The sequence below is a fragment of the Saccharopolyspora rosea genome, assembly GCF_025643595.1.
Classification (GTDB): domain Bacteria; phylum Actinomycetota; class Actinomycetes; order Mycobacteriales; family Pseudonocardiaceae; genus Saccharopolyspora; species Saccharopolyspora rosea.
The window spans coordinates 3,628,511-3,648,672 of sequence record NZ_CP102826.1 but is presented as its reverse complement, the minus strand read 5'-3'; the positions used below and the strand labels follow the sequence as shown (position 1 = coordinate 3,648,672).

Below are 20,162 nucleotides of genomic sequence, written 5' to 3'. Positions count from 1 at the left end.
CAGTGCTCCTCCACGTTTTCGGGTGTGCTGACGAGGAAGAGGTTGCCCGGTCATCCGTCGCGGTTCTGTCCAGAAGTGGACGCACCGCGGACGTTGATCTCCCGGAGCCCGGCCACGTCGTCGACGTGCAGCCTGCCGCGCGAGATCCGGACCAGACCTGCTGCCTTCCACTCCGCGAGGACCGGGGTGACCGCTGAGCGAACCAGGCCCAGCCCGGATGCCAACTCTTCCTGCGACATGGTGATCGTCGTCGGGCACGGGTGGTCAGGTCCTGCTGCATCGACGAGTGCGGAGAGGAAGCCGGCGAGCCGAACCGCGGCGGTGTGGTGCGCCAGTCGCCAGGCGTGGGGGGCGCTTTCGCGCACTTTGCCGAGGATGTAGGCGTTCAGCTCCGCACCCAGCCGGTAGCGCTCGACGAGCTCGTTGAACTGCTGGTCCGGGAGCTTGTACGTGGTTCCGGGTTCGATCGCCTGCACCGTCGCCGATCGGAGACCTCCGTCCCGGCCGGAGAACTCGCCGATCACGTCGCCAGGTCCGCGCACCGCCAGCACGAGCTCGCGACCGTCCGGCTCGGCGTAGACCACCTTCAGCCGCCCCGACAGGCTCAGCAGCACCCACCCGCCTGGTGCGCCTTGGTGGAGCACCCGTTGCCGAGCGCGGTGCGCCGCGCGGACGCCGTGCTGCACGAGGGTCGCCCACGCACTGCTCGGGATGAGGGACCGGAAACCGCGTGGTCTGCGGAGATCATTGGGTTCGCTCACGAGCGGGTGTCTAGCTGGCGATCGTCTTGGTGTCGGCTGCAGTGGTTCGAGATCACTCGAACAGCCGAGCGCGTCCGTGGAACGTCGATGGGGTGGTGCGCAAGGGGCCGGCTGGGGCCGCAGCGGTGCGGGGCCGGAGCTGGCGCGTGCTGCGCTCAGCGGAGCAGCTCCGGCGCGTGGCCTGAGAACGCCTTCGGCCCGTTCCTCCAAGAGGTGAAGCGCCGACGTGTCGCGGCGCCGCGGCGGTGAGCGAGCCGCTAGGGGTGGGGCATCAACTCCGGTGCACGGCTTCCGCCGTCACCGGTATTCGGGCGAGGGCTGGTGGATGAACGCGTACCGGTACGTCGATCCCGGGCCGACCCCACCGGCGTCGTCGGCTGCGACGGCGAAGGTGATGCGCAGGACGAAGCGCCGGGACACCGGTCCGGAGTTGAGGCTTCGCAGCGCGCTCCACCGGCGTGGAGTGCGGTTCCTGGTGGACACGGCTCCACGCGGGGGGAACAGGCGTCGCCGGGTCGACATCCTGATCCGAGGCCCTCGCCGAGGAAGATTTCCTAGAGCCAACCGGTTCGTGATCAGATTTCGGAATCTGCACGTGGCCCGCTTCTGTTGCAACAGGTCCCAATCTACCTATTCCGTCCTCGCGACTCCTCGGGTGGTATTCCTGCAAAGTTCCCTGGTCGTCAATGCCCGTATCCGATTGTAATGTTCTTGCCGGATGATTTTGCTAGTCGTAACGCGAGAAAGGCTTCCCTGGAATCCTTGCCGTATCCGCAGGATACTCTGAAGTTCTTCTGATTGCGCAGATTTTCCAGCGTTGATTCGAAAACTTTGGCGTATTTTGGCGCGAAGGCGAAGATCGCACTATCGCCTCCCTGTGATATAAGCTCGACGTTTGGGATCTTGTCGAGTTCGACAATCAGATGCCCGATCGAGTCAGTTACATAGCTGCTGTAGCGGACGGCCTTGTCCAGGTCTCGGGACAGCAGGTGTTTTTCTGTTCCAGCGCCGACATCATCGCCATCGATGATCGCAATGAGGGTCGGGTCCGAATTTTGGTGCGAATGGTCGGGTGGTGGGATCAGGCTTGGGTCGAAGGGTACGTACTTGCTGCCGTGAGGTAGGAGCGCTCCCGCAGCAAAGGCAAGAATGGGTGGTCCGTGCATGAAGAGCCTGACAGGTACGTCCGGCGCGCCATAGAGCCTATTGCTGGCCTTGGTCTGCGCGTCGAGCAGTGCAGCGACAAAGGGTTCGGCGGAGCGTGATTTTAGCTTGTCGTAGAACTCTTTTGCGCAAATGCTGACGAACAGAGCATGGTCGCAGCGGTCGTCCTCGGTAGCGAGGTAACCGTTGGTGGGTGTGCCGGCCGAGGCAGCGGCGAGAGCGTTCTCGCGGAACCTGTCCAGGCTGCGCGGATCGTCGTCAGCGTGGACGATTAAAGCAAGCCTGGGCGGAAAACTGTCCCTGCTCTGGGGAGTCAAGGGGTAGGTTTCGGTCCGTATGCTGTCGACGTGGTCGATGTCCAGGTGTACTTCTCGTTGAATTCTGGACAGGTCGAGCTCGTGGATGCCGCCACCTTCGTATCTCGAGTACGTCTTGACTTGGAGTTCGAAGAAGAGCCGGGCCGATGTGCCGGTATCGAGAAGGGGCTGTCGGATCTGCTGTTCAAGTCGGAACTTCGCTGTCTTGCGGCCGAGTAGGAAAGCTCCTTCGTTCCGCGCGTCCACGTATAGGAACACGGGTGGTTCCTGTCCGTCGCGCACCTCGAGTTCGTCCAAACGGTGTTCGATTGTGGATAGCAGCCACTCGGCACGTTCATCGACGGTCTTGGTACGGGGGTCGGGTCCGGACCGAAACCAGTCCCTATGATGGCGACTCATGGCCTTGTAGATGGACGTCACATCCTTGCGGGAGGCGGGTTTATCAGTTGAACGAGGTAGATTTACATAGACGCCGATCCCCTTTCGCCGCTTGTTCCGAATCCAAACGATCAGAGCGAAGATCGCAGCCAGGCCCCATAGGCCTAGCAAGAGCCAGTTGCTGATTGCGCCAGCAAGGTTGGGGCCAGCTCCGGCGACGAAGGCGAGTGCGATCCAGAACGAGAAGTCCTTGAAATCGACGACCCAGTAGTTGATGCGGGCTCTTTTTCGCGGCACCGAAACCTCTCTGTGTAAGTCGCTTGCTGGTGGGGCATGACCTGTGTCGCCGGTGTTGCGGTCCTCAGTACCGCGCTGATCTTGCCCCAGAACCAGACTTGAGTGTGCCATAGTAGCGTGGATTGATCCTGAAAGACTAGGCTATTAGACTGATTGGTCTAGCGTCGGAGGATCCCCTGTTGCGGGGTTCGTGGCGCAGATCAAGCAGCGCATTGGCGGTTGAAACCGCCTTTCGCGGGCCCGGGTTGAGGTCCGTCGTCGACGTTCTGGTGCCTGGGACGAACAGAACACACCGGGCAGCGCTGATGCCCTGTTCCGGGGGTGCGACATCAGGTGTGTGGATAGTGCTTGGGAGAAGCAGCCGCAGGTAGCGGCGAGCTGGGGGAGCAACGCGGCGGGAATGCGCACTGCAGATCGTTCAGCTGATCGACGCAGTCGTGTTCGGTGCCGTGGGAGCGCCGTCGTGAGGCCGAACGGTTGTTGGCCGCTCTGAAGGACCCCGACTGGGGGTGGGGTGCCGTGGTGGGGGGAGGGGATCCGGTGCTGGTTCGGGCAATCAGTTCTCGTTGGTGGCCCCGAAGTTCGCTGCCTACGGGTGGACCTGTGGGTTCCGGAGTTGGGTGGGAAGTTCGATCCGCGCAACCCGTCGCACAAGATGCTGATGAGCGTGCTCGGTGGGATGAGCGAGTCCGAGCGGCAGCACATCCAGGCGCGGGTGCGGGCGGCGATGGACGCGCAGGTGCTCAATGAGGGGCGGCATCAGGGTGGTCGGGCGCCGTTCGGGTACCGGACGGTCGACGGTGGGCCGCATCCGAACCCGCGCAAGGCGTCGGAGGGCTATCGGCTGCGGGTGTTGGCGATCGATGAGCCTGCCGCTGAGGTGGTGCGCAACGGTCTCGGCCCTGCTGGCGTCCCAGCAGGCACCCGGCGGCCAGTCGGAGGCGTCGGAGAAGGCCAGGCGGCGGCTCGCCGATGCCGAGACCCGGCTGCGCCGGTTCCAGGACGCCATCGCCGCCGGGGTCGATCCGGCGGCCGTCAGCGACGCGATCAACCAGGCCCAAGCCGACCGCGCCGCCGCTCGGGCCGAGCTCGACAGCACAGCGGCACCCGACACGATCAGCGACGGTGAGATCTACGCCATGATCGACTCGCTCGGCGACGTCGGCGCGGCGCTGTCGAGCGCCAAGCCGGACCGGCTGGCGAGCCTCTACGACGCTTTGGGCCTGCACGTGGGCTACGGCCCGGCGGATCATGTCGCCCATGTAAAAATTCACCCGGCCAACGACCGGGTGAATAGTGCGCGTGTCGGAGGGGCGATTTGCGCACTATCCACCCGCATCCCTTTGCCGGAACCGGCCTGAGAACCCGTCCCGCCGCTGCCTGACCCTGTCCCACCCGTCCCGAGTTGGTCGGCGCTGGGACACGCCGATGGGACGGGTCGAAATGTCCTCAAGAGCTGGGAAAACATTCGCTGTATGCGGGTTGGGACGGGTTCCTCCGTCCCGTCCCAACCTGTCCGGCGCCTCCGTGCTCGCTGTTCGGAACGAGGAACCCCACGTGGGACACCCGCTCCGGCATCGCTCGCCGCCCATTGCTGCGATGCTTGTAACGCGGAGACGGAGCAGGCACGGCAGCCTCGGCCACGCAAAAGTGCCGTGCAGCAGCGCTGCACGGCACGGATGTAAGCGTGAGCTCTTATGCCCTGGACTTCTTGACGGTCTTTCGAGTGGCGAAGTTAGTCGCCATCGGCACGCCTGCCAACCGATGTGCCTCGACGTTGCAGACAGGACACGTTTCCCAGAACCAGGCAGTCGTCGAGTTGTCGGCGGTCAGCTCCTCGTCGCACAACGTCGGCACGGTCATGCCCGTGGGATAGCCGCCACCCGGGCGCTCTGTCGTGGTCGCGTGGCGCTTCCCTGCAGCTGGGACCCAGTGGAACGGGTGCATGTTCACTGCCCCCTCAACTGCTCCGACCAGTGACGCTTCGTCCTCTCGCGCAGTTCGGACAGGCGCCTGCGAAGGTGCTCGATCAGCTCTTCGGCTCCCGCCTCGCTCAACGCCAGCAACGGGTCGCACGGTTGTCCGGGGACCGAGACCGAGATCATGTTCGTATCGGTCACGTACGACGTGATCAGCGTGTTCGCCCACACCATGGCCAGCGCGTATCCGGACCCGCGCAGTCCTTCGCACGGTCGGCACCATTCCAGCGAATTCATGTGACCTCCATCCGCGGACGGCGCGGCCGGGACTGCCTGTCGGGATCAGGTCAGGGCAGCCCCGGCCGCGACCAGGGGCCCGGCGGCGCCGTTTTGGAAGCGCGGAGGCGGCGTCGCCGGACGTCTTGTGTGACCGCTTCGTCGCGGTTCGTGGCAGACTGAAATCATGATTTCGTCAGCGCTCGATCAGCGGAACGACTGGCGAGCGCCATGTGGACGACATGTCGGCGACATCCCGCAGCGCGGGCGGAGGTACGAAGTGCAGGGCTACCGGACGGTGCTGGAGCAGAAGATCCGGGGAATGCGGCTCACGCTGGAGGAGTTCGCGAACTACGCCGAGACGTTCGCTCTGGAACACGGCGAACCCGGCACGCTCAGCTATCGACACCTTCAGCGGCTGGTATCCGGTCGCAATGCCCAGGGCGAGCCGATCCGCTCGGTTCGCGCCTCGACGGCTCGCCTGCTGGAACGCATCTTCGGGACGCCCATCGACGAGCTGCTCTCGCAGCCCGCGGAACGGGAAGAGGAGCCACCAGACGAGCGGAAACTGTCCGAGACGGCTCCGGCAGTGAGGCAGACCGTCCAGCTCCAGCCGTCCGGGGCGGTGCAGGTGGCCTCAGGGCATGGGCGGAGCCAGCTCACCGCGTCGTTCGCCTGGCTCGACGAGCGCGCGGGGTGGAGCCGGGAGACCAGCCGGAAGCAGGTGACGTCGAAGGTCGCCTCCCTCGATCCCGGCGAGCTGCTCGATCGCTACGCGAGGCGATCCCGGATCCCGCGCAGCGAAATCGCCGCCGCCTTGCAGGACTACTACGGGGCGACTACCGCGGATTACGGGGTTTACACGGCGAGATTCGAGGACCACCAGCTCACGACGAGCATCGTGACCCGTCGGGAGTGGCTTAACCTGGCCTGCGCGCTGACCCCGGAGCGCGATCGCCTTTCGCTAGTCAATGCCGATGAGGCAGAAAGCAACCCGGCCGACCTCCGCCATGCTGTCGACCGACTCGCGGAGACGGTCGCGCTGAACGTGCGCTTGACCAACCAGCCCCTCTACCGGCTCCTGAGTGTGGACATCGGCTCGGACGGCATCGCTGGCACGGTCACCCGCGTCCCGTTCGCCGAGTACGCCCTCACGATGGATCTTCTCGAAGGCGAGCTCGTCGACGCGCTCGCCGATCGGCGCTCGATCCAGCCGGGCGAGCTCCCATTACGGGATCTCTACCTGCCGGACCTGCGCTCGGTGCTGGACGTCTCCGGTCGGCTCTGCGCCGGTGGTGTTCCGGCCCTGTGCGCGATCGCTCGGCCCGCGGAACTGTACCGGGGAGGTCGGGACTATGCGCTGTTGATCCAGGAGCGCTCGAGCGAGGTGGTCAACGCGGCGCGACGGCTCGCCGTCATTCCGAAGGGTTTCCACCAGCCGTTGACCGATGCGCGTGCCGACGCCCGCATCGGTGCCACGCTGCTGCGGAAGATGGAAGACGAACTGTTCGGTCGGCGCGAGGTGGGCACGGCCACGGCCGACCAGCGAATCGCCGCGCCACTGCACCCGTCGCGGTTGTCCGAGCCGATGAAGTGGTTGTGTGCCGAGCCGGGCCGGATGCGCACCGAGTGCACCGGCTTCGGCCTGAACCTGGTCAGCGGGAACTACGAGTTCACCTGCCTGACCGTGATCGAGGACGAGGAGTTCTGGGACCGCTACGGCGGCCAGGTCGAAGCCAACTGGGAAGCATCCGGCCTCCGCCTGTACTCCAGCCGCGACGCGGACCTGATCAGCGAGCTGATCTCCGAGGAAACCTGGACCAACGAAGGACTCTTCGCACTGCTGCAGGGCGTTCGGCGACTGGCCGAACTCGACGGTTACAGGGTCGAGGTGCCCGCCGTAGAGACGAGTGCGTCGCGTCACGATCTTAGCTGAAGTGCTACTAGCTGTTGGCCAGTCGTGGGCTCGGATTGCTAGGGCTTTCCCGCTGGCAACCGCGCTCTTCGGAGTCATCACTACCGTGCTGTCCTTCGTCGGGCTCGTGCTGGCCTACTGAACTGCGGTGGCGCAGGTGTGTTGATCTGTTTGGTGGAATCACAGTGGCAAGCTGCCGCACTGTCGGTGCCTGGCTTTACCGTGCCGTGTGCAGGAGTTCAGCACGGGTGAAAGGTCTGAGGCGTGCCACAGCGAGGCAGCAACCGGCAGCACGAAACGTGGATGCGTCAGCAAGCCGCCCGCGAAGCGCGGGAGCGAGCGTCGCAACGCAAGGAGGAAGAGCGGCGACGCAAGGCCGACGAGCGGAAGCGTGAAGAAACCCGTGTCCATCAGCAGTACGAGTCGGCGAAGCGGCAAACCGATGTCGTCGCGCAGCGCGTGACCGAACTTACCGGCATCCTCTCAGCAGCACTGTCGAAGCCGGTCGGGCCTCTGGACTTCGAGGCACTGAAGAACAAGCCGTCCGTGCCGACGCTCGATCTTGGATCTGACGCGCGGCCTACAGCACCGCCTCGATGGGAGCAGTTCGCGCCGGAGCCCCCCAGCGTTGCCAGCCGGATGTTCGGCGGCCGGGCCCGGTACGAGCGCGAGAAGGCAATCGCCGAAAAGAGTTTTGAGGCTGCGCTCGAACGTCATCGTGAGGATGAGACGCGACGGCAAAGGAGGGTCGTCGAAGCGCGCAAGAAGCACGCAGAGCAGGCGCAGGTCGCGCGGAAACGTGTTGCTGCCCAACACCAATCTATCGACGACTTGCGACGCAAGGTGCACGAGAAGGATCGGCGCGCGGTAAGTAAGTACTTCCAGCTTATTCTTGATCGCATCGAGGACCCCTCCGGGTTGCCCAAGAAGCGGCGGGCCGCCTATGTGCCCGAGTCTGAACTGCTGGTCATCGAATGGGAGCTCCCCTCGACCGCGGTTATTCCGACTGAGAAGGAGTTCGCTTACATCAAATCCCGTGACGTGATCGAGGTCCGTAAGAACCGGCCAAGCGCCGAAATCCGGAAGATATATAACGACATGGCCGCGCAAATCGCGCTGCGGACGCTGCATACGATCTTTCATGCCGATCCGGCAAGCCTGGTCTCGACTATCGTCTTCAATGGAGTAGTGGAGGCGATCGACCCGGTGACCGGTCACGAGATCCGCCCGGAGTTGATCACTTTGCGGGCTACCCGAGAACAGTTCGAGCAGGTCAAACTGCAGGGGGTTAAGCCCGTCGAATGCGTACAGAAATTCTTCGGAGCAGAAGTGTCGGAGCATCCAGATGAACTGGTCGCCGTGGCGCCGATTCTAAGTTTCGATATGGCAGACCCTCGTATTGTTGACCCGATCGACGTCATCAGCGATATCGACAAGCGACCCAATCTGCTTGAGCTTTCGTCAAAAGAGTTCGAGTCGTTTGTCCAGAACCTCTTCGCTCGGATGGGATTCGATACGAAACAGTTCAAGGCCAGCGGAGACGGCGGAATCGACTGCATTGCCTACGATCCCACCCCTATTACCGGCGGGAAGTTTGTGATTCAGGTTAAACTCTACACCAGGACTGTCCCGCCCACGCACGTTCGTGACCTCTACGGCGTGGTCCTTGACGAGGGGGCTACCAAGGGCATTCTCATAACCACCGATGGATTCGGTCCTGGCAGCTACAACTTCGCGAACAACAAGCCGCTTCAGCTCATCGACGGCACCGGTCTGCTCCACCTCTGCCAGCAACACAACATACCCGCCCGTATTCTGAAACCTCGACGTAAGAAGTGAATAGCACGAAAAAGATGTTTTCGTCCTTGAGTGGAAACTCCGCATCAACCGTCCAGAACCGACCGTTGACAGATCAAGCTGTTCACTATTGAGGCACCGAAAGCCAACGGACCGTGATCCGGTGTAGGCGGAATCGCCCGCTGACGAGCAGCAGCATCGTGGTGCGCTGTTCTCCGGTGGTCCAGTCGGGGCGCTTTTCATCGGCCGCGTGGTTCGTCTACTTCACCTCGACGTCCCGGGATGAGCGGACATCGTCCTCGGGCTGGATGAAGTGGCCGAGGAGCCCACCGCGGGTTGTGCCGCCGCCCTCGGCCGCGTGCGCCCGTGGTGCCAGTTGTGTCCCACCCTGCTGCAGGGGATGCGACGACTGTCCGAACTCGACGGTGACCGGGTCGAGGTATCCTCGATCCACACACGTCTACGCTGAGTGTCGAACCACTGGCGGCATCAGCAGAAGCGTAGGTGGTGGACCATGCAACGCTAGCGAAGCAGATTCACTATAAATGCTACTAGTGCTACCAAGAAACTAAACCATGTTCCGAGAGGATAGACATAGCTGCTGATGATGGACCAGCGATTGTGTTGCCCAAGAGGGTTAAGATACTCCGATTCTCGCTGCCGAATGTCGCCGTTTTCGTCCAACGGTCGACGCTCAATCCCTAAATCGGCGAAGCGGTCCCGCAGGCGCGGAAGCAGGTCTGCGCGGTCCACAGCTACAAGCGAGGCGGCATAGTGCAGAAATACTGCGTATCTATGCAGATTTTGTTCGGCGTCGGCTCGTTCGCAGTTTTCGATTAGATCTACATCGATTAGTGTATATGCATATTTGAGGGCGCGGTCCGTGACTGCTGGAGACGGGACCCATGAACGTCGTCCTCCCTGAAGGTAGATAAAGAGACCTCGGGCGGCTTGCCCTGCCGCGTTGGCACATCGTACGAGCCTATATTCGTACGAATAGTGCGCGCCGGCTACTTTCTCTGCCTTGTTGATATAGCGATAAAAATCCGCGTCGTCTACGTGCATATATTTGGCACAGCCAAATGAAACGATGATGATCAGGTACATCCCGAACATGGCAACTTCTGCATAGTCACCACGGGCGATAGAATTGCTTAAATAAATGTATAAATTATGCGACTCCAGGGCAAAAATGGCAAGCACGATGCTTGCAATAAGTGGCCCCATGGCAATGTAACGAGATGAAAAGTAGTACCCTTTTGTAGGAACCTTCAAATGGTGCTCAATGAGCGCCATTTCAGGATGAGAGACTTCCCGGTCCTCTAAGGCTTCAAGGAGGGTAACGACGACATTTTTGTTAAATCTTGGACGCAGCTGCGTGCGAAGTGGAGGCTGATACTCAAGGTCTTTATTGGACCCCGTAAGGAGATCATACAGTCCGTCCGATACGCAGGTTCTTGTGTCCACAGCTTCCGATCATATCGGAATTCGGGATCGGTGGGCTGACCACGTTGCCTTACTCCATGTGAGTGGCGGCAACCAGTTGAAAGCGTCCAGGCGTGGCCTTACACGCCGGTGGCCTCGGTGGACTTCTCAGCGTCCAGCCATGGTGCGAACGTGCCGGTTCGAGGTGAACTGGACGGAGCTACCCGCTATTCAGGCATCGACGGCCAACGGACCGTGATCACGGTCGAGTCGGCGAGTGCTTCCCAGGCGTGATCGATGCCGGGGCCCCAGACGACGTAGTCGCCCTGCGTCGTCAGGTCCACCGTGCCCTCGGTGAGGTGCAAGCGGAAGCGTCCGGTGACGAGCAGCAGCATGGTGGTCCGCTGTTCGCCGGTGGTCCAGTCGGGGCGCTTCTCACCGGCCGGGTGGTTCGCCCACTTCACCTCGACGTCCCGGGACGAGCGGATGTCGTCCTCGGGCTGGATGAAGTGGCCGAGGAGCCAACCGCGGGTTGCGTCGCCGTCCTCGGCCGCGTTCCCGTGGTGCCAGTTGCGTCCCACTACCGAACCTCCCACTCGATCGACGGGAGCTGGACTCTATCCCCGCCGATCTCCCCGAGCCGTCGTAGCCCCTGCAGCAGTGCGAAGAGCCCTTCGTTGCTCCACGCTACGTCATCGATGAGCTCGGCCAGCAGCTCGTCGTCGAGGCTGGAGTACTGCCGCAACCCGGCCGCTTCCCAGTTTGCCTCGACCCGACCGCCGAACCTTTGCCAGAACTCCTCGTCGTCGATCACGATGAGGCTGGGGAACTCGAAATTGCCGCTGAGCAGGTTGATTCCGAAGGCGGTGCACTCCATCCGGAGCCGTGACGGGTTTTCCATGAGCCAGCGCATGGGCTCGGTCAGCCGGCTCGGGTGCATTGGGTCGGCGCTGCGCTGGTTGGAGAGCGTGTTGTCGATGTCGTCGCGGCCGAACAGCTCCTCTTCCACCTCGCGCCGCAGCGTCGCGCCGAGTTTGGCGTCCGCGCGGTAGTCCGTCATCGGCTGGTGGAAGCCCTTCGGGATGACGGCCAGCCGCCGTGCCGCGTTGAGGACGTGTCCGGAGCGTTCCTGGACGAGCAGGACGTAGTCCGCCTCGCCGCGGAACGGGTCGGCGGGGCGAGCGATCGCGCACAGTGCGAGCGGGCCACCGGCGCAGAGCCGGTCCGACACGTTCAGGACCGAGGCGAGGTCAGGCAGGAGCTTGTCCCGCAGCGGCATGGCGCCGGGCTCGGTGGCGACGCCTGCGCTGATCGCGTCGACCAGTTCGCCTTCGAGCAGGTCCATCGTTACCGCGTACTCGACGAACCTCGAAACCCCGACTTTCCCGGCGATCGAGCCAGGGGAGACGTCGATGTCCAGCAACCGGTACAGCGGCATGTCGACCAGGCGCGTCCCCATCGCCAGGGTCTCGGCCAGCCGTTGTGCGGCACGCTGGGCCGCGTCGACGTCGAGTGCGGTTCCGGCGCCCGATGTCGTCCGGGTGACCGTGAGCCGGTCGTGTCGGGCGGTCAGCGGACAGCCGAGGTCGAGCCAGTCGGCGCGCGTGACCATGCTGGTCTCCACCTCGCCGGTGTCGCCGACTCGTGCGCAGTAGCGGCCGTGCTTGTCGTCCCCGGCTCCGTAGTACTCGGCCAGCGTCTCGGCGACGCTGCGCTGGTCCACCCGTCCTCGCGCGCTGCCGCGCTCTTGCAGCTGCCTGATGTCGAGACGGGCGAGCCGCGAGGCCACCTCCCGGCGCGCGGACCCCGGTGACCAAGCCGCGTGTTCGTCGAGCCAGTCGAGTGCAGCGCTGATATTGGCGTCCGTGGCGAGCCGTAGTTCCGCATCGGCTGCTGCCCGGCGGGTTTCCTCGTCGCCTTCGGACGGCGCTGCCTCGGCGACGACGTCCGCGGTTTGGCCGGATGTAGCGGCGAAACGCTCCTTGACCGCTGGTGTTGCCTGCTCCAGCGCCGTGTCGAGGAGCTGCTGCGTCTCCGGTTTCGGTGTCAGCTCGGGCTTCTGGTGCCACCCGGCGACGGTCCGGACCGCGATGCCGAGGTGTTCGGCGAACGCCTCGTTGCTCATTCGCATCGCGGCCTGCAGCGCGCATGCCGTCCGGCCGGTCCACGTGCTCGGCGAATTCATCGAGCAGAAGCCTCCGCGGTTCTGTTGTGCATCGTCACTGCACCGGGGCTGCATCCGAGGTGCGTCGCCGATGCATGGGTTCCCCGGCGAATCGGGGCTGGAATTGAAGGCATGGAAAACGCCGCGACCAGCAACCCGAGAAGAACGGACCTACCGCTTACTGCGCACATGCTCGATCACCGTCGCGAGGTCGCCCTTCAGGTCGTCGAGCCGTTCGGTGATCTCGTCCAGGCGCTCTTCGAGAGCGTCCAATCTGGACCAAACCGTGTCCGGCCGCTCTCGGATCGGTTCGTCGACCGGCGGTGGTTTTCGCCCGTGCAGCACGGCGTTCAGGTGTTGCGGGTGCCAGCCGAGCGCGACCGACAGCGACTCCAGTGTTCGCGAGCTCCGCCTGCGCTCCACCACGTGATGTTGGATCTCGCGGACGATCGCCTGCGAGACGCGCGAGCGCTCCGCGAGCTCGCGCTGCCGCCAACCGAGCTCGCTCACGCGCTCGTTAATCGCTCTGGCGACTGCCGCCCAATCTTCCGACAACTATTCCTCCGCGCTCCGCCTCCGGCGTCGAGGTTAACGCCTTCCCGCTGACTTGCGGTTCGCAGCCAGGCGCTTTTCGCGCGCCGTGGAACAACGCGTCCTTTGATGCGCTGAAATCAGTAATGAGTTGCTGAAATCAGCTTTATCTTGATTTCGCGAAGGGTTTCTCCGATGCATTCCGTGATCCCGAAGACCGGACGAGGCGTGTACTTCACCGTCCGGCAAGTCGCGTGGCTCCTGGGCGTCGAGACGTCGACCGTCTCCCGCGCCATCCGGACCGGCACCGTGCGCGCGGTCCCGCGCCGCGGCCGTCTGGTGATCCCGTCCACCGAGCTCACCTCCTTGCTCGGCCCGGCCGTGACTAGGACCGATGTCCGTTCTCCGAAGTGCACGACCGCTCGCGGCAGGGGTGGTCGCCAGTGACCTACAACGACCTGTTCCTCATCGGCATCGCGTGGCGGCTGGACCGGCTCCGATGGGCCGACAGCCACGAGCTCGACGGCATTGTGCGAACGCATGGCACCTGCATGTCGGGCTGTTGGGAGGACGAACCCGCGTGGCTCGACGAGCACATGAGCGACCGCGACCTGGCCGAGCAGCTGTGCGCGGGATGCCCGGTCCAGGACGAATGCCTGGAACTCGAACTCCGAACCGCTGGTGAACACACCGTCGGTGTCTGGGGTGGTCTGTCCGAAGAGGACCGCCGAGCGCTGCACTTCCACTGGCTGCAGCGCGGCGAGCGTGCCTTCGACCCCGACGAAGGGGGTGCGACCCGATGATTCTGCAGCTGACTCCCGTCCAGGTCCTCGCCGCGATCGGCGTGCTCCTGGTCCTGGTGATGGTGTGGAGGGCGAGCTCGCGCGCCACCCGCCGCGCGACCAAGGCTGCTCAGGCAGGTGTGCGGCTGGTGTCGCTGACCGGCCGGGTGATCGTCACGGCCGCCGCGATCGTGGTGGTGCAGTGGATCGTCGTCACGCACCCCGGCAACACGACGCTGACGTTCGCCGTGCTCGGCGTTCCCGCGTTGTTCGCCGCGTACACGCTGACCAAGGCGCTGACCGTGACGACCTTCGACGCTCCGGGGCGGAGGCGCGAACGGCGATGAGCGAGAACACGACGTCGCGGGGTGGTCGGCGCGAGCCGGCCACCCCGGAGGAGGCGCGAGCGGTTGAGGACGCGCGCAGGCAGGTCGACCGGCTGTGCTGGACCGGGATTCTGCTCGGAATGGCGTTCACCATGACCAACGTCCAGAGCTTCGCCGCGAGCGGAGCTCGGCCGTGGTCGCTGCCGTGGCTGGCCGCATGGCTGCTGGACCCGATGGTCTCGCTCGTGCTGTTGGCCATCCTGCGAGCCGAGCAGGTGACGGCGCGCTACGGCATCCGCACCGGTGGATGGGTGCGGGCCGCGAAGTGGTTCACGCTCGCCGCCACGTACGTCATGAACACCTGGGGTGCGTACGCGGTCCGATCGGCGGATCTCGTGGTGCTGCACTCGGTACCGCCACTGGTGGTGTTCGTCGCCGCCGAGGCGGTGACCGACCTGCGGGGCAAGCTCAGCGAAGCGGTCCGGGCGGCGCGGACGGCGTTCACGAACGCTGCGGAAGCGGACGCTGCCGGAGTGGCTTCCGAACCGTCCAGCAAGGAACCGGCTGTCGCGAAGCGGCGCGTCTCCTTCGACGCGTACCTGAGCCGCGCCCGCGAGGCATGGACGCCAGGTGTGGAGGTCACCCCGGCGTGGATTCGGGAGGTCACGGGCTGTTCCCGAGGGCTGTCGTCCAAGTTGGCCGAGTCGCTGGGTGCGGAGGTGGAGCAGCGATGAAGGGTGGTGGATACCTGGCTCCGGATCACGTGCGCGACGTCGAGCGCCACATCTTCGACGCCGAACTGGTCGACGACTCGCCGCGTGAGTCGCGCCTCCGACGCTGGTGGAACCGGTTCGCGAACTGGTGGCGGCGTTCACCGCGCGTGCCGTCGCCACTGCGGTCCCGACAGGCGGCGCGGCGCGCGTTCATGGACGCCGTGGCGTTCGCGCTGCGTTCCCCGGGACGGTTGCTGACCTCGGTCGGCCGCGGGGCGGTCGCTGCGGCGCGGTGCTGGCGACGGTGGGTGCGGGTGCACGACTACCGGGACGCCGCCGAGCAGTCGGAGAAACTCGCGGACAAGTTCATCGAGATCCGCCAGCTCACCCTCTTCCGGTGGAAGGTGACCGGAGTCGTCGCCTTGGCAGGCGCTGCAGCGGTCACCGCGGCGTATGCCGCGCTCGGCACGTCGGTGCTGTGGTTCACGGCCGGAACCTGCGCGGTCGTGCTGGCCGTGTTCGGTCGTCGCAAGGACGGCGAACCCGGCCGGAAACCTGTCCTGGCCGGTCCTCGCACGTTGGAGTGGACGATGGACTCCCAGGTCCTCGTCGACGCCTTCCGCGACGCGAAGCTGATCGGCAAGGACGAGACTCTCCGGTTGGTCGAGCGCGCCACGCACGATGGCGCGGGCTGGGCCGTCACCGTCGACCTCCCGGCCACCCGCAAGGCGGCCGATGCGATCAAGCATCGCGAAGCGCTCGCCTCGGCGCTGGCCGTCGACGAGCTCCAGCTCGTCGTCGAGCGGGTGCGCGGGCGGGGCGGCCACGCCGGGCGCGTCTTCCTGTGGGTGGCCGATGAAGACCCGTACTCCGGTCCGCCGTTGCGGTTCCCGCTGCTCGACGCCGAGCGCTGGGACGCCTGGCGGCCGATTCCGTTCGGGCGTGACGCGCGGAAACGACCGGTCGACCTGCAGCTGGTGTGGACGTCGCTGATCATCGGAGCGATCCCTCGGCAGGGCAAGACGTGCGCGGCCCGCATCCCGGCGGCCGGGCTCATCCTCGACCCGCACACGCGGCTGTACGTCTTCGACGGCAAGGGCGGGAAGGACTGGCGCGCCGCCGAGGCGGTCGCCCACCGCTACGTCTGCGGTGACGAGCAGGAGCACGCCGAAGCCGTGCGGGACAACCTCGTCGAGCTGGTCGCCACGGTGCAAAGCCGCTACGCGCGGATGTCCGAATTGGACGATGAGGTCTGCCCCGAATCCAAGATCACGCCGGAGATCTCCCGGGATCCCGAGCTCGACATGCCGATCACGGCCGTGATCATCGACGAGGTCCAGGTGTATCTGGAGAACACGACGCGGCAGGACGTCGACGGCACGAAGACCACGCTCGGCGCCTACATCGCGGACCTGTTGACCTACCTCGCCCGCAAAGGACCCGCGGCCGGGATCGTCGTCATCCTCGTCACCCAACGGCCCGACTCGACCACGATCCCGTCCCGGCTGCGCGCCGTGCTCGGCTCGCGGTTCGCGCTACGGGTGGTGGACTGGCGCGACTCCAACATCGTGCTCGGCGAGCAGATGAACACCCGGGGCTTCGACGCCTCCACACTGCTGCCCGGTCACAAGGGAGTCGGCATCCTCCGCCCGGATGGGGATACCGACGCCGGTGCCGAGACGCTGGCGGTCACGACGCGCACCTACTACATGGACAACGCCGAATGGCGGTCGATCTGCGAGCGCGGGCGCGCGCTGCGGGAAGCGGCGGGCACGCTCACCGGGCACGCCGCTGGCGACGACTCCCGCCAGGCCATCGACCGGGCCAGCGTCGCGAAGGCGCTCGGAAGCGGCGTCTCGCCAGGGGCGGACGTTCCGACTGAGCTGCCGGAGCCGCTCGCCTCGGTCGTCGACTACCTCGGCGAGGACCTCACGACCCGCGAGTTCGTACCGACAGCCGAGCTGACCGGTGCGCTCGATCTCGATCCGACCGGCTTCGGGCGGGACATGGGCGAGCTCGGCTGCCGCCCCACCCGATACCGCGTGGCGGACGCGGACGGGGAAGTACGCCGCGTGCGCGGCTACTTCACCGCCGACCTCCGCGCCGCGATCGACCGCATCAGCGCTGACGAAATCAGCTCCGCTGACGACCACGAGGCGGATGAGGCGTGAGCTCGGGTCGCTGCGACGAGGAACGCCTCACCGTGCATCTGCCCGACGAACTCCCTGTACTCACATCGGAAGTGAGCCGCATACTGCTAGGCATACTGATCGGGTTGACCGAAGTCGAAGCCCCGGACGGGGCTTCGCGGGAGGGATCGCGTGACTACTGAAATCAGCGGAGATCCGTGGGCGACGCTGGACGATCTGCTCGGTGTCGAGGTCGCCGATGCCCCGGAAGCGGATCTCGGTCCGGTGGCTTTCTATGGGCGGTGCTCTACCGAGGACAACCAGGATCCGGAGACCTCGCACGGCTGGCAGGTCGGCAACGCGCAGAAGTTCGTCGAGCCGCTCGGCGGGACGATCGTGGCGGAGTTTTTCGACGTCGGGCAGTCGCGTTCGGTGCCGTGGGAACGCCGCCGCGAAGCTGAACGGTTGCTGGTCGCACTGAAGGATCCGAACCGCGGGTGGAACGCGGTGGTGGTCGGGGAGGGGACCCGGTGTTGGTTCGGTAACCAGTTCTCGTTGGTGGCCCCGAAGTTCGCCGCCTACGGGGTGGATCTGTGGGTTCCGGAGCTGGGCGGGAAGTTCGACCCGCGCAACCCCTCGCACAAGATGCTGATGAGCGTGCTGGGTGGGATGAGCGAGTCCGAACGCCAGCACATTCAGGCGCGGGTGCGGGCGGCGATGGACGCGCAGGTCCTCAACGAGGGACGGCACCAGGGCGGCCGGGCGCCGTACGGGTACCGGACGGTCGACGGTGGACCGCACCCGAACCCGCGCAAGGCATCGGAGGGCTATCGACTGCGGGTGTTGGCGATCGACGAGCCTGCCGCTGAGGTGGTGCGCAGGATCTTCGCCGAATACCTGGACGGCAAGGGTGACCGGGCGATCGCCAACGGGCTCAACCGGGATGGCATCCCGTGCCCGTCCGCGCAGCGTCCCCACCAGAACCGGCACCGGCTGGCCGATGGATGGCAGGGCAGTACGGTCCGGGCGATCCTGGAAAACCCGCGCTACACCGGATATGCCTTCTTCGGCCGCTGGACGCGGCAGGAGACGCTTCTCGACCCCGACGACGTGGCGGCCGGGAACGTCGTCCGGTTCCGCCGTTCCGCCCCGGATCGCATCGTGCGGTCCCGCACGCCTGCTCATCCGGCGATCATCAGTGTTGAGGAGTTCGTCGAAGCGAAGACGTTGCGGCGTGCGCGGGCGGCGGGTGGGCTGGCGGCGCGGCGCAAGCTCGAACGCGGGCCCAAGCGGACCAAACGTGCCTATCCGCTGCGGGGGCGTGTCCGGTGCGGGTGCTGTTCCCGGCGGATGGAAGGAACCCCACGCGGTCCGCGTACCTACTACCGCTGCTCGGCGCGCACGTTGGTCCCCGGCTCCCCGTTGCTGGCCGAGCACCCCAAGAACGTGTACCTGCCCGAACACGCCGTTCTGGAGCAGCTCAACACGTGGATCGGCCGACTGTTCGCCCCGGAGAACCGCGACCGCACCGTCGCCGCGTTGCTCGGCGCGGACGGCGGGACGACCGCGGCATCTGTGGCGCAGGATGAGATCAAGCAGCAGGTGAAGGACGCCGAGACCCGCATCCGGCGCCTGCAAAAGGCGATCGAGGCAGGCGCGGACCCGGCCGCTCTCGTCGAGCCCCTCAACCAAGCCCAAGCCGAGCGCGCCGCCGCACAGGCCCGCCTCGATCGGGAGAGGCCAGATGAGGCGCTCAGCGCTGCTGAGATCCACGCCATGATCGATTCGCTCGGTGATGTCGGCCGGGCGTTGAACCAGGGCGACCCGGTCGAGCTCCAGAACCTCTACGAGGCACTCGGCCTCGAAATGACCTACGACCCGGGGCCACGGATCGTTGATGTCTCCGTGAACCCGGGCCGTAGGGTTAGTGCGCGTGTCGGAGGGGGGACTTGAACCCCCAGGCGTAGCAGATTCGCGCGAAGCGCGTCTGCATGCGTTGATCATAGCCGCGTTGTCGGCTAGGACGCCAGCGCGTTACCTATCCGGGGCCAGGGGATGGTCCTCTCCAGTCAGCGCTGCGACGGCCGCAGCCACTTCGTTGAGGCTGGCGCGGATGTACGTAGCGGTTGCTCCTACGTCGCCATGGCCGGTTGCATGACCAGCAAATTCCCTCGCGACAGCGTAGCCGAAGTGCCGTTCCACCCAGGTGAGCGTTGTGTGTCGAAGCCAGTGGGTGCTGACCTGTTGTGTCGTAATCCATGGCAGGTAGCGACCCAGGCGCGACCACAGGTGATCGTATCGTCGCCGGGTGATGGGGGAGCCGTTGGCGTAGCGTAGTAGCTGTTCTTGCGGATCACTGCCGCTGCCGCGTTGCATGCCGTGAGTGTGTAGGTGGCTCATTAGGGTTGGCGAAACGGGTTGCCAGCGAACGGTTCCGCCTTTCTCTCGGAGCTGGATCAGGCACTGTTCGACATCGAGGTCGACCGGGCGCAGCGCTAAGGCACCGCCTCGTCGGCATGCCGTCTCTGTGTGGAGTCGCAGTAGGAGAGTGTCCAACGAGGGGTCATTGCCGGTGCTTGCAGCAACCCTGTGTAACTCGGCCAGCCTACTGTCCGGCAGTGCGCGCCTAGTGCTGGGCAGCCTGCGCGGCTTTGGGACTCGACGAGCTGGATTGTGCATTTCAGCGATGAACCCGTCGGCTACCGCGTGAGCGTAGAGACAACGCAGCGCGGCGATGAGATGCTCGACTGCGCTGCGTCCGCCACGGGCATTGCGGCGCAATACGACTTGTTCCTTCATGCCTTCGGCCAGATTCTTAATTTCGGAAGGACTGGGATCGTCCAGGCTCCGTTTTCCCCATGCTGCCAGCACGCGGTTCCAATAGGGTTCATAGGCTCGTCGTGTGGCTGGCGAGACAGCCCCAGAGACATGGGGTATGTAGTCTGCGAAGGTCGGAACTTTTTGCTTCCCTGGCGGTTCTAGAAGCTCTTCCGGCGCGATCCCTATCTTGGTCAATAGCGTCCGAACTGCATGGAGTTCGTCTGAGTTATTCTCCTTGTGTTGTGGGTGGCGACTGGTTGTCACTTTCCTTCTCCGGCTGAGAGGTTCGCCGAATGGTAGGCCAAGACCATTTCGTCGAGTGCTGACAAATTGTGAAGTACAAGAACTTTATGATGCACGGCGGCTACAAGGAATACCCGGTCTCGTGCACGCAGTCCCATTCGACGTCGCATGGGGGCCGGCAAGAGCAGATATCCTTGTTTGGACA

General features: G+C 64.9%; 19 protein-coding genes. 8 read left to right on the top strand and 11 right to left on the bottom strand.

The features are described from left to right. Positions 1-50 precede the first annotated feature (50 nt). From NV263_RS17015 to NV263_RS17005, 3 genes are all read right to left on the bottom strand, one after another. Complete coding sequence (locus tag NV263_RS17015) at positions 51-761, bottom strand: Crp/Fnr family transcriptional regulator (protein WP_263247289.1); 711 nt, start codon at positions 759-761, stop codon at positions 51-53. A 297-nt stretch (positions 762-1,058) separates the two neighbouring features. Continuing rightward, entirely contained in the window at positions 1,059-1,244 is a 186-nt protein-coding gene (locus NV263_RS17010; protein WP_263247288.1) for a hypothetical protein, read from the bottom strand. A gap of 200 nt (positions 1,245-1,444) precedes the next feature. Next, entirely contained in the window at positions 1,445-3,028 is a 1,584-nt protein-coding gene (locus NV263_RS17005) for a mCpol domain-containing protein (protein ID WP_263247287.1), read from the bottom strand. A 752-nt stretch (positions 3,029-3,780) separates the two neighbouring features. Between NV263_RS17005 and NV263_RS17000 the strand changes: the two genes are divergently transcribed. Next, positions 3,781-4,278, top strand: a complete 498-nt coding sequence (locus NV263_RS17000) for a hypothetical protein (protein WP_263247286.1) — start codon at positions 3,781-3,783, stop codon at positions 4,276-4,278. 334 nt (positions 4,279-4,612) lie between these two features. On the opposite strand, the gene NV263_RS16995 is transcribed toward NV263_RS17000, so the two are convergent. Together NV263_RS16995 and NV263_RS16990 are read right to left on the bottom strand one after the other, a co-directional pair. Beyond that, positions 4,613-4,864: a zinc finger protein gene (locus tag NV263_RS16995; protein ID WP_263254242.1), complete on the bottom strand. Its 252-nt coding sequence runs from the start codon at positions 4,862-4,864 to the stop codon at positions 4,613-4,615. A 2-nt stretch (positions 4,865-4,866) separates the two neighbouring features. Beyond that, the gene (locus tag NV263_RS16990; protein WP_263247285.1) at positions 4,867-5,133 is read right to left on the bottom strand and encodes a hypothetical protein; all 267 of its coding nucleotides are present in this window, start codon (positions 5,131-5,133) and stop codon (positions 4,867-4,869) included. Positions 5,134-5,299: 166 nt separating this feature from the next. Between NV263_RS16990 and NV263_RS16985 the strand changes: the two genes are divergently transcribed. Together NV263_RS16985 and NV263_RS16980 are read left to right on the top strand one after the other, a co-directional pair. Then, positions 5,300-7,048, top strand: a complete 1,749-nt coding sequence (locus NV263_RS16985) for a transcriptional regulator (RefSeq protein ID WP_263247284.1) — start codon at positions 5,300-5,302, stop codon at positions 7,046-7,048. A gap of 282 nt (positions 7,049-7,330) precedes the next feature. Further along, a complete protein-coding gene (locus NV263_RS16980) occupies positions 7,331-8,866 on the top strand; it encodes a restriction endonuclease (RefSeq protein WP_263247282.1) in 1,536 nt (511 codons plus the stop codon). 480 nt (positions 8,867-9,346) lie between these two features. Here NV263_RS16980 and NV263_RS16975 read toward each other — a convergent pair whose 3' ends face one another. From NV263_RS16975 to NV263_RS16955, 5 genes are all read right to left on the bottom strand, one after another. Continuing rightward, a complete protein-coding gene (locus tag NV263_RS16975; RefSeq protein WP_263247281.1) occupies positions 9,347-10,291 on the bottom strand; it encodes a hypothetical protein in 945 nt (314 codons plus the stop codon). A gap of 185 nt (positions 10,292-10,476) precedes the next feature. Further along, positions 10,477-10,830: a signal peptidase I gene (locus tag NV263_RS16970; protein ID WP_263247280.1), complete on the bottom strand. Its 354-nt coding sequence runs from the start codon at positions 10,828-10,830 to the stop codon at positions 10,477-10,479. Beyond that, positions 10,830-12,380, bottom strand: a complete 1,551-nt coding sequence (locus NV263_RS16965; protein ID WP_263254240.1) for a transcriptional regulator — start codon at positions 12,378-12,380, stop codon at positions 10,830-10,832. Before NV263_RS16965 ends, NV263_RS16970 begins: the two co-directional genes overlap by 1 nt. Positions 12,381-12,584: 204 nt before the next feature. Continuing rightward, positions 12,585-12,968, bottom strand: coding sequence for an XRE family transcriptional regulator (locus tag NV263_RS16960; RefSeq protein WP_263247279.1), 384 nt, complete (start codon positions 12,966-12,968; stop codon positions 12,585-12,587). A gap of 116 nt (positions 12,969-13,084) precedes the next feature. Next, positions 13,085-13,297 (bottom strand): hypothetical protein, encoded by a 213-nt coding sequence (locus NV263_RS16955; protein ID WP_263254464.1) that lies wholly within the window; start codon positions 13,295-13,297, stop codon positions 13,085-13,087. A gap of 90 nt (positions 13,298-13,387) precedes the next feature. On the opposite strand from NV263_RS16955, the gene NV263_RS16945 reads away from it, so the two are divergent. The 5 genes from NV263_RS16945 to NV263_RS16925 all read left to right on the top strand — a co-directional run bounded on the left by NV263_RS16945 (position 13,388) and on the right by NV263_RS16925 (position 18,847). Next, on the top strand, positions 13,388-13,747 hold the full coding sequence (locus tag NV263_RS16945; RefSeq protein WP_263247278.1) for a WhiB family transcriptional regulator: 360 nt from the start codon (positions 13,388-13,390) through the stop codon (positions 13,745-13,747). Further along, positions 13,744-14,073 (top strand): hypothetical protein, encoded by a 330-nt coding sequence (locus NV263_RS16940; protein WP_263247277.1) that lies wholly within the window; start codon positions 13,744-13,746, stop codon positions 14,071-14,073. The genes NV263_RS16945 and NV263_RS16940 overlap by 4 nt, the downstream gene beginning before the upstream one ends. Next, positions 14,070-14,786, top strand: coding sequence for a hypothetical protein (locus tag NV263_RS16935; protein ID WP_397545604.1), 717 nt, complete (start codon positions 14,070-14,072; stop codon positions 14,784-14,786). Before NV263_RS16940 ends, NV263_RS16935 begins: the two co-directional genes overlap by 4 nt. After that, positions 14,783-16,936 (top strand): FtsK/SpoIIIE domain-containing protein, encoded by a 2,154-nt coding sequence (locus NV263_RS16930; protein ID WP_263247276.1) that lies wholly within the window; start codon positions 14,783-14,785, stop codon positions 16,934-16,936. Before NV263_RS16935 ends, NV263_RS16930 begins: the two co-directional genes overlap by 4 nt. Before the next feature lie 150 nt (positions 16,937-17,086). Continuing rightward, entirely contained in the window at positions 17,087-18,847 is a 1,761-nt protein-coding gene (locus NV263_RS16925) for a recombinase family protein (protein ID WP_263247275.1), read from the top strand. An 81-nt stretch (positions 18,848-18,928) separates the two neighbouring features. On the opposite strand, the gene NV263_RS16920 is transcribed toward NV263_RS16925, so the two are convergent. After that, positions 18,929-19,573, bottom strand: coding sequence for a tyrosine-type recombinase/integrase (locus tag NV263_RS16920; RefSeq protein ID WP_317630437.1), 645 nt, complete (start codon positions 19,571-19,573; stop codon positions 18,929-18,931). Between the last annotated feature and the right edge of the window lie 589 nt (positions 19,574-20,162).

Coding starts and splice junctions, on each gene's coding strand:
- NV263_RS17005 (WP_263247287.1), bottom strand. CDS start 3,028: ATGGCACACTCAAGTCTGGTTCTGGGGCAAGATCAGCGCGGTACTGAG.
- NV263_RS16980 (WP_263247282.1), top strand. CDS start 7,331: ATGCGTCAGCAAGCCGCCCGCGAAGCGCGGGAGCGAGCGTCGCAACGC.
- NV263_RS16930 (WP_263247276.1), top strand. CDS start 14,783: ATGAAGGGTGGTGGATACCTGGCTCCGGATCACGTGCGCGACGTCGAG.
- NV263_RS16920 (WP_317630437.1), bottom strand. CDS start 19,573: ATGCACAATCCAGCTCGTCGAGTCCCAAAGCCGCGCAGGCTGCCCAGC.
- NV263_RS16985 (WP_263247284.1), top strand. CDS start 5,300: ATGATTTCGTCAGCGCTCGATCAGCGGAACGACTGGCGAGCGCCATGT.
- NV263_RS16940 (WP_263247277.1), top strand. CDS start 13,744: ATGATTCTGCAGCTGACTCCCGTCCAGGTCCTCGCCGCGATCGGCGTG.
- NV263_RS16995 (WP_263254242.1), bottom strand. CDS start 4,864: ATGCACCCGTTCCACTGGGTCCCAGCTGCAGGGAAGCGCCACGCGACC.
- NV263_RS16935 (WP_397545604.1), top strand. CDS start 14,070: ATGAGCGAGAACACGACGTCGCGGGGTGGTCGGCGCGAGCCGGCCACC.
- NV263_RS16965 (WP_263254240.1), bottom strand. CDS start 12,380: ATGCGAATGAGCAACGAGGCGTTCGCCGAACACCTCGGCATCGCGGTC.
- NV263_RS16990 (WP_263247285.1), bottom strand. CDS start 5,133: ATGAATTCGCTGGAATGGTGCCGACCGTGCGAAGGACTGCGCGGGTCC.
- NV263_RS17000 (WP_263247286.1), top strand. CDS start 3,781: ATGAGCCTGCCGCTGAGGTGGTGCGCAACGGTCTCGGCCCTGCTGGCG.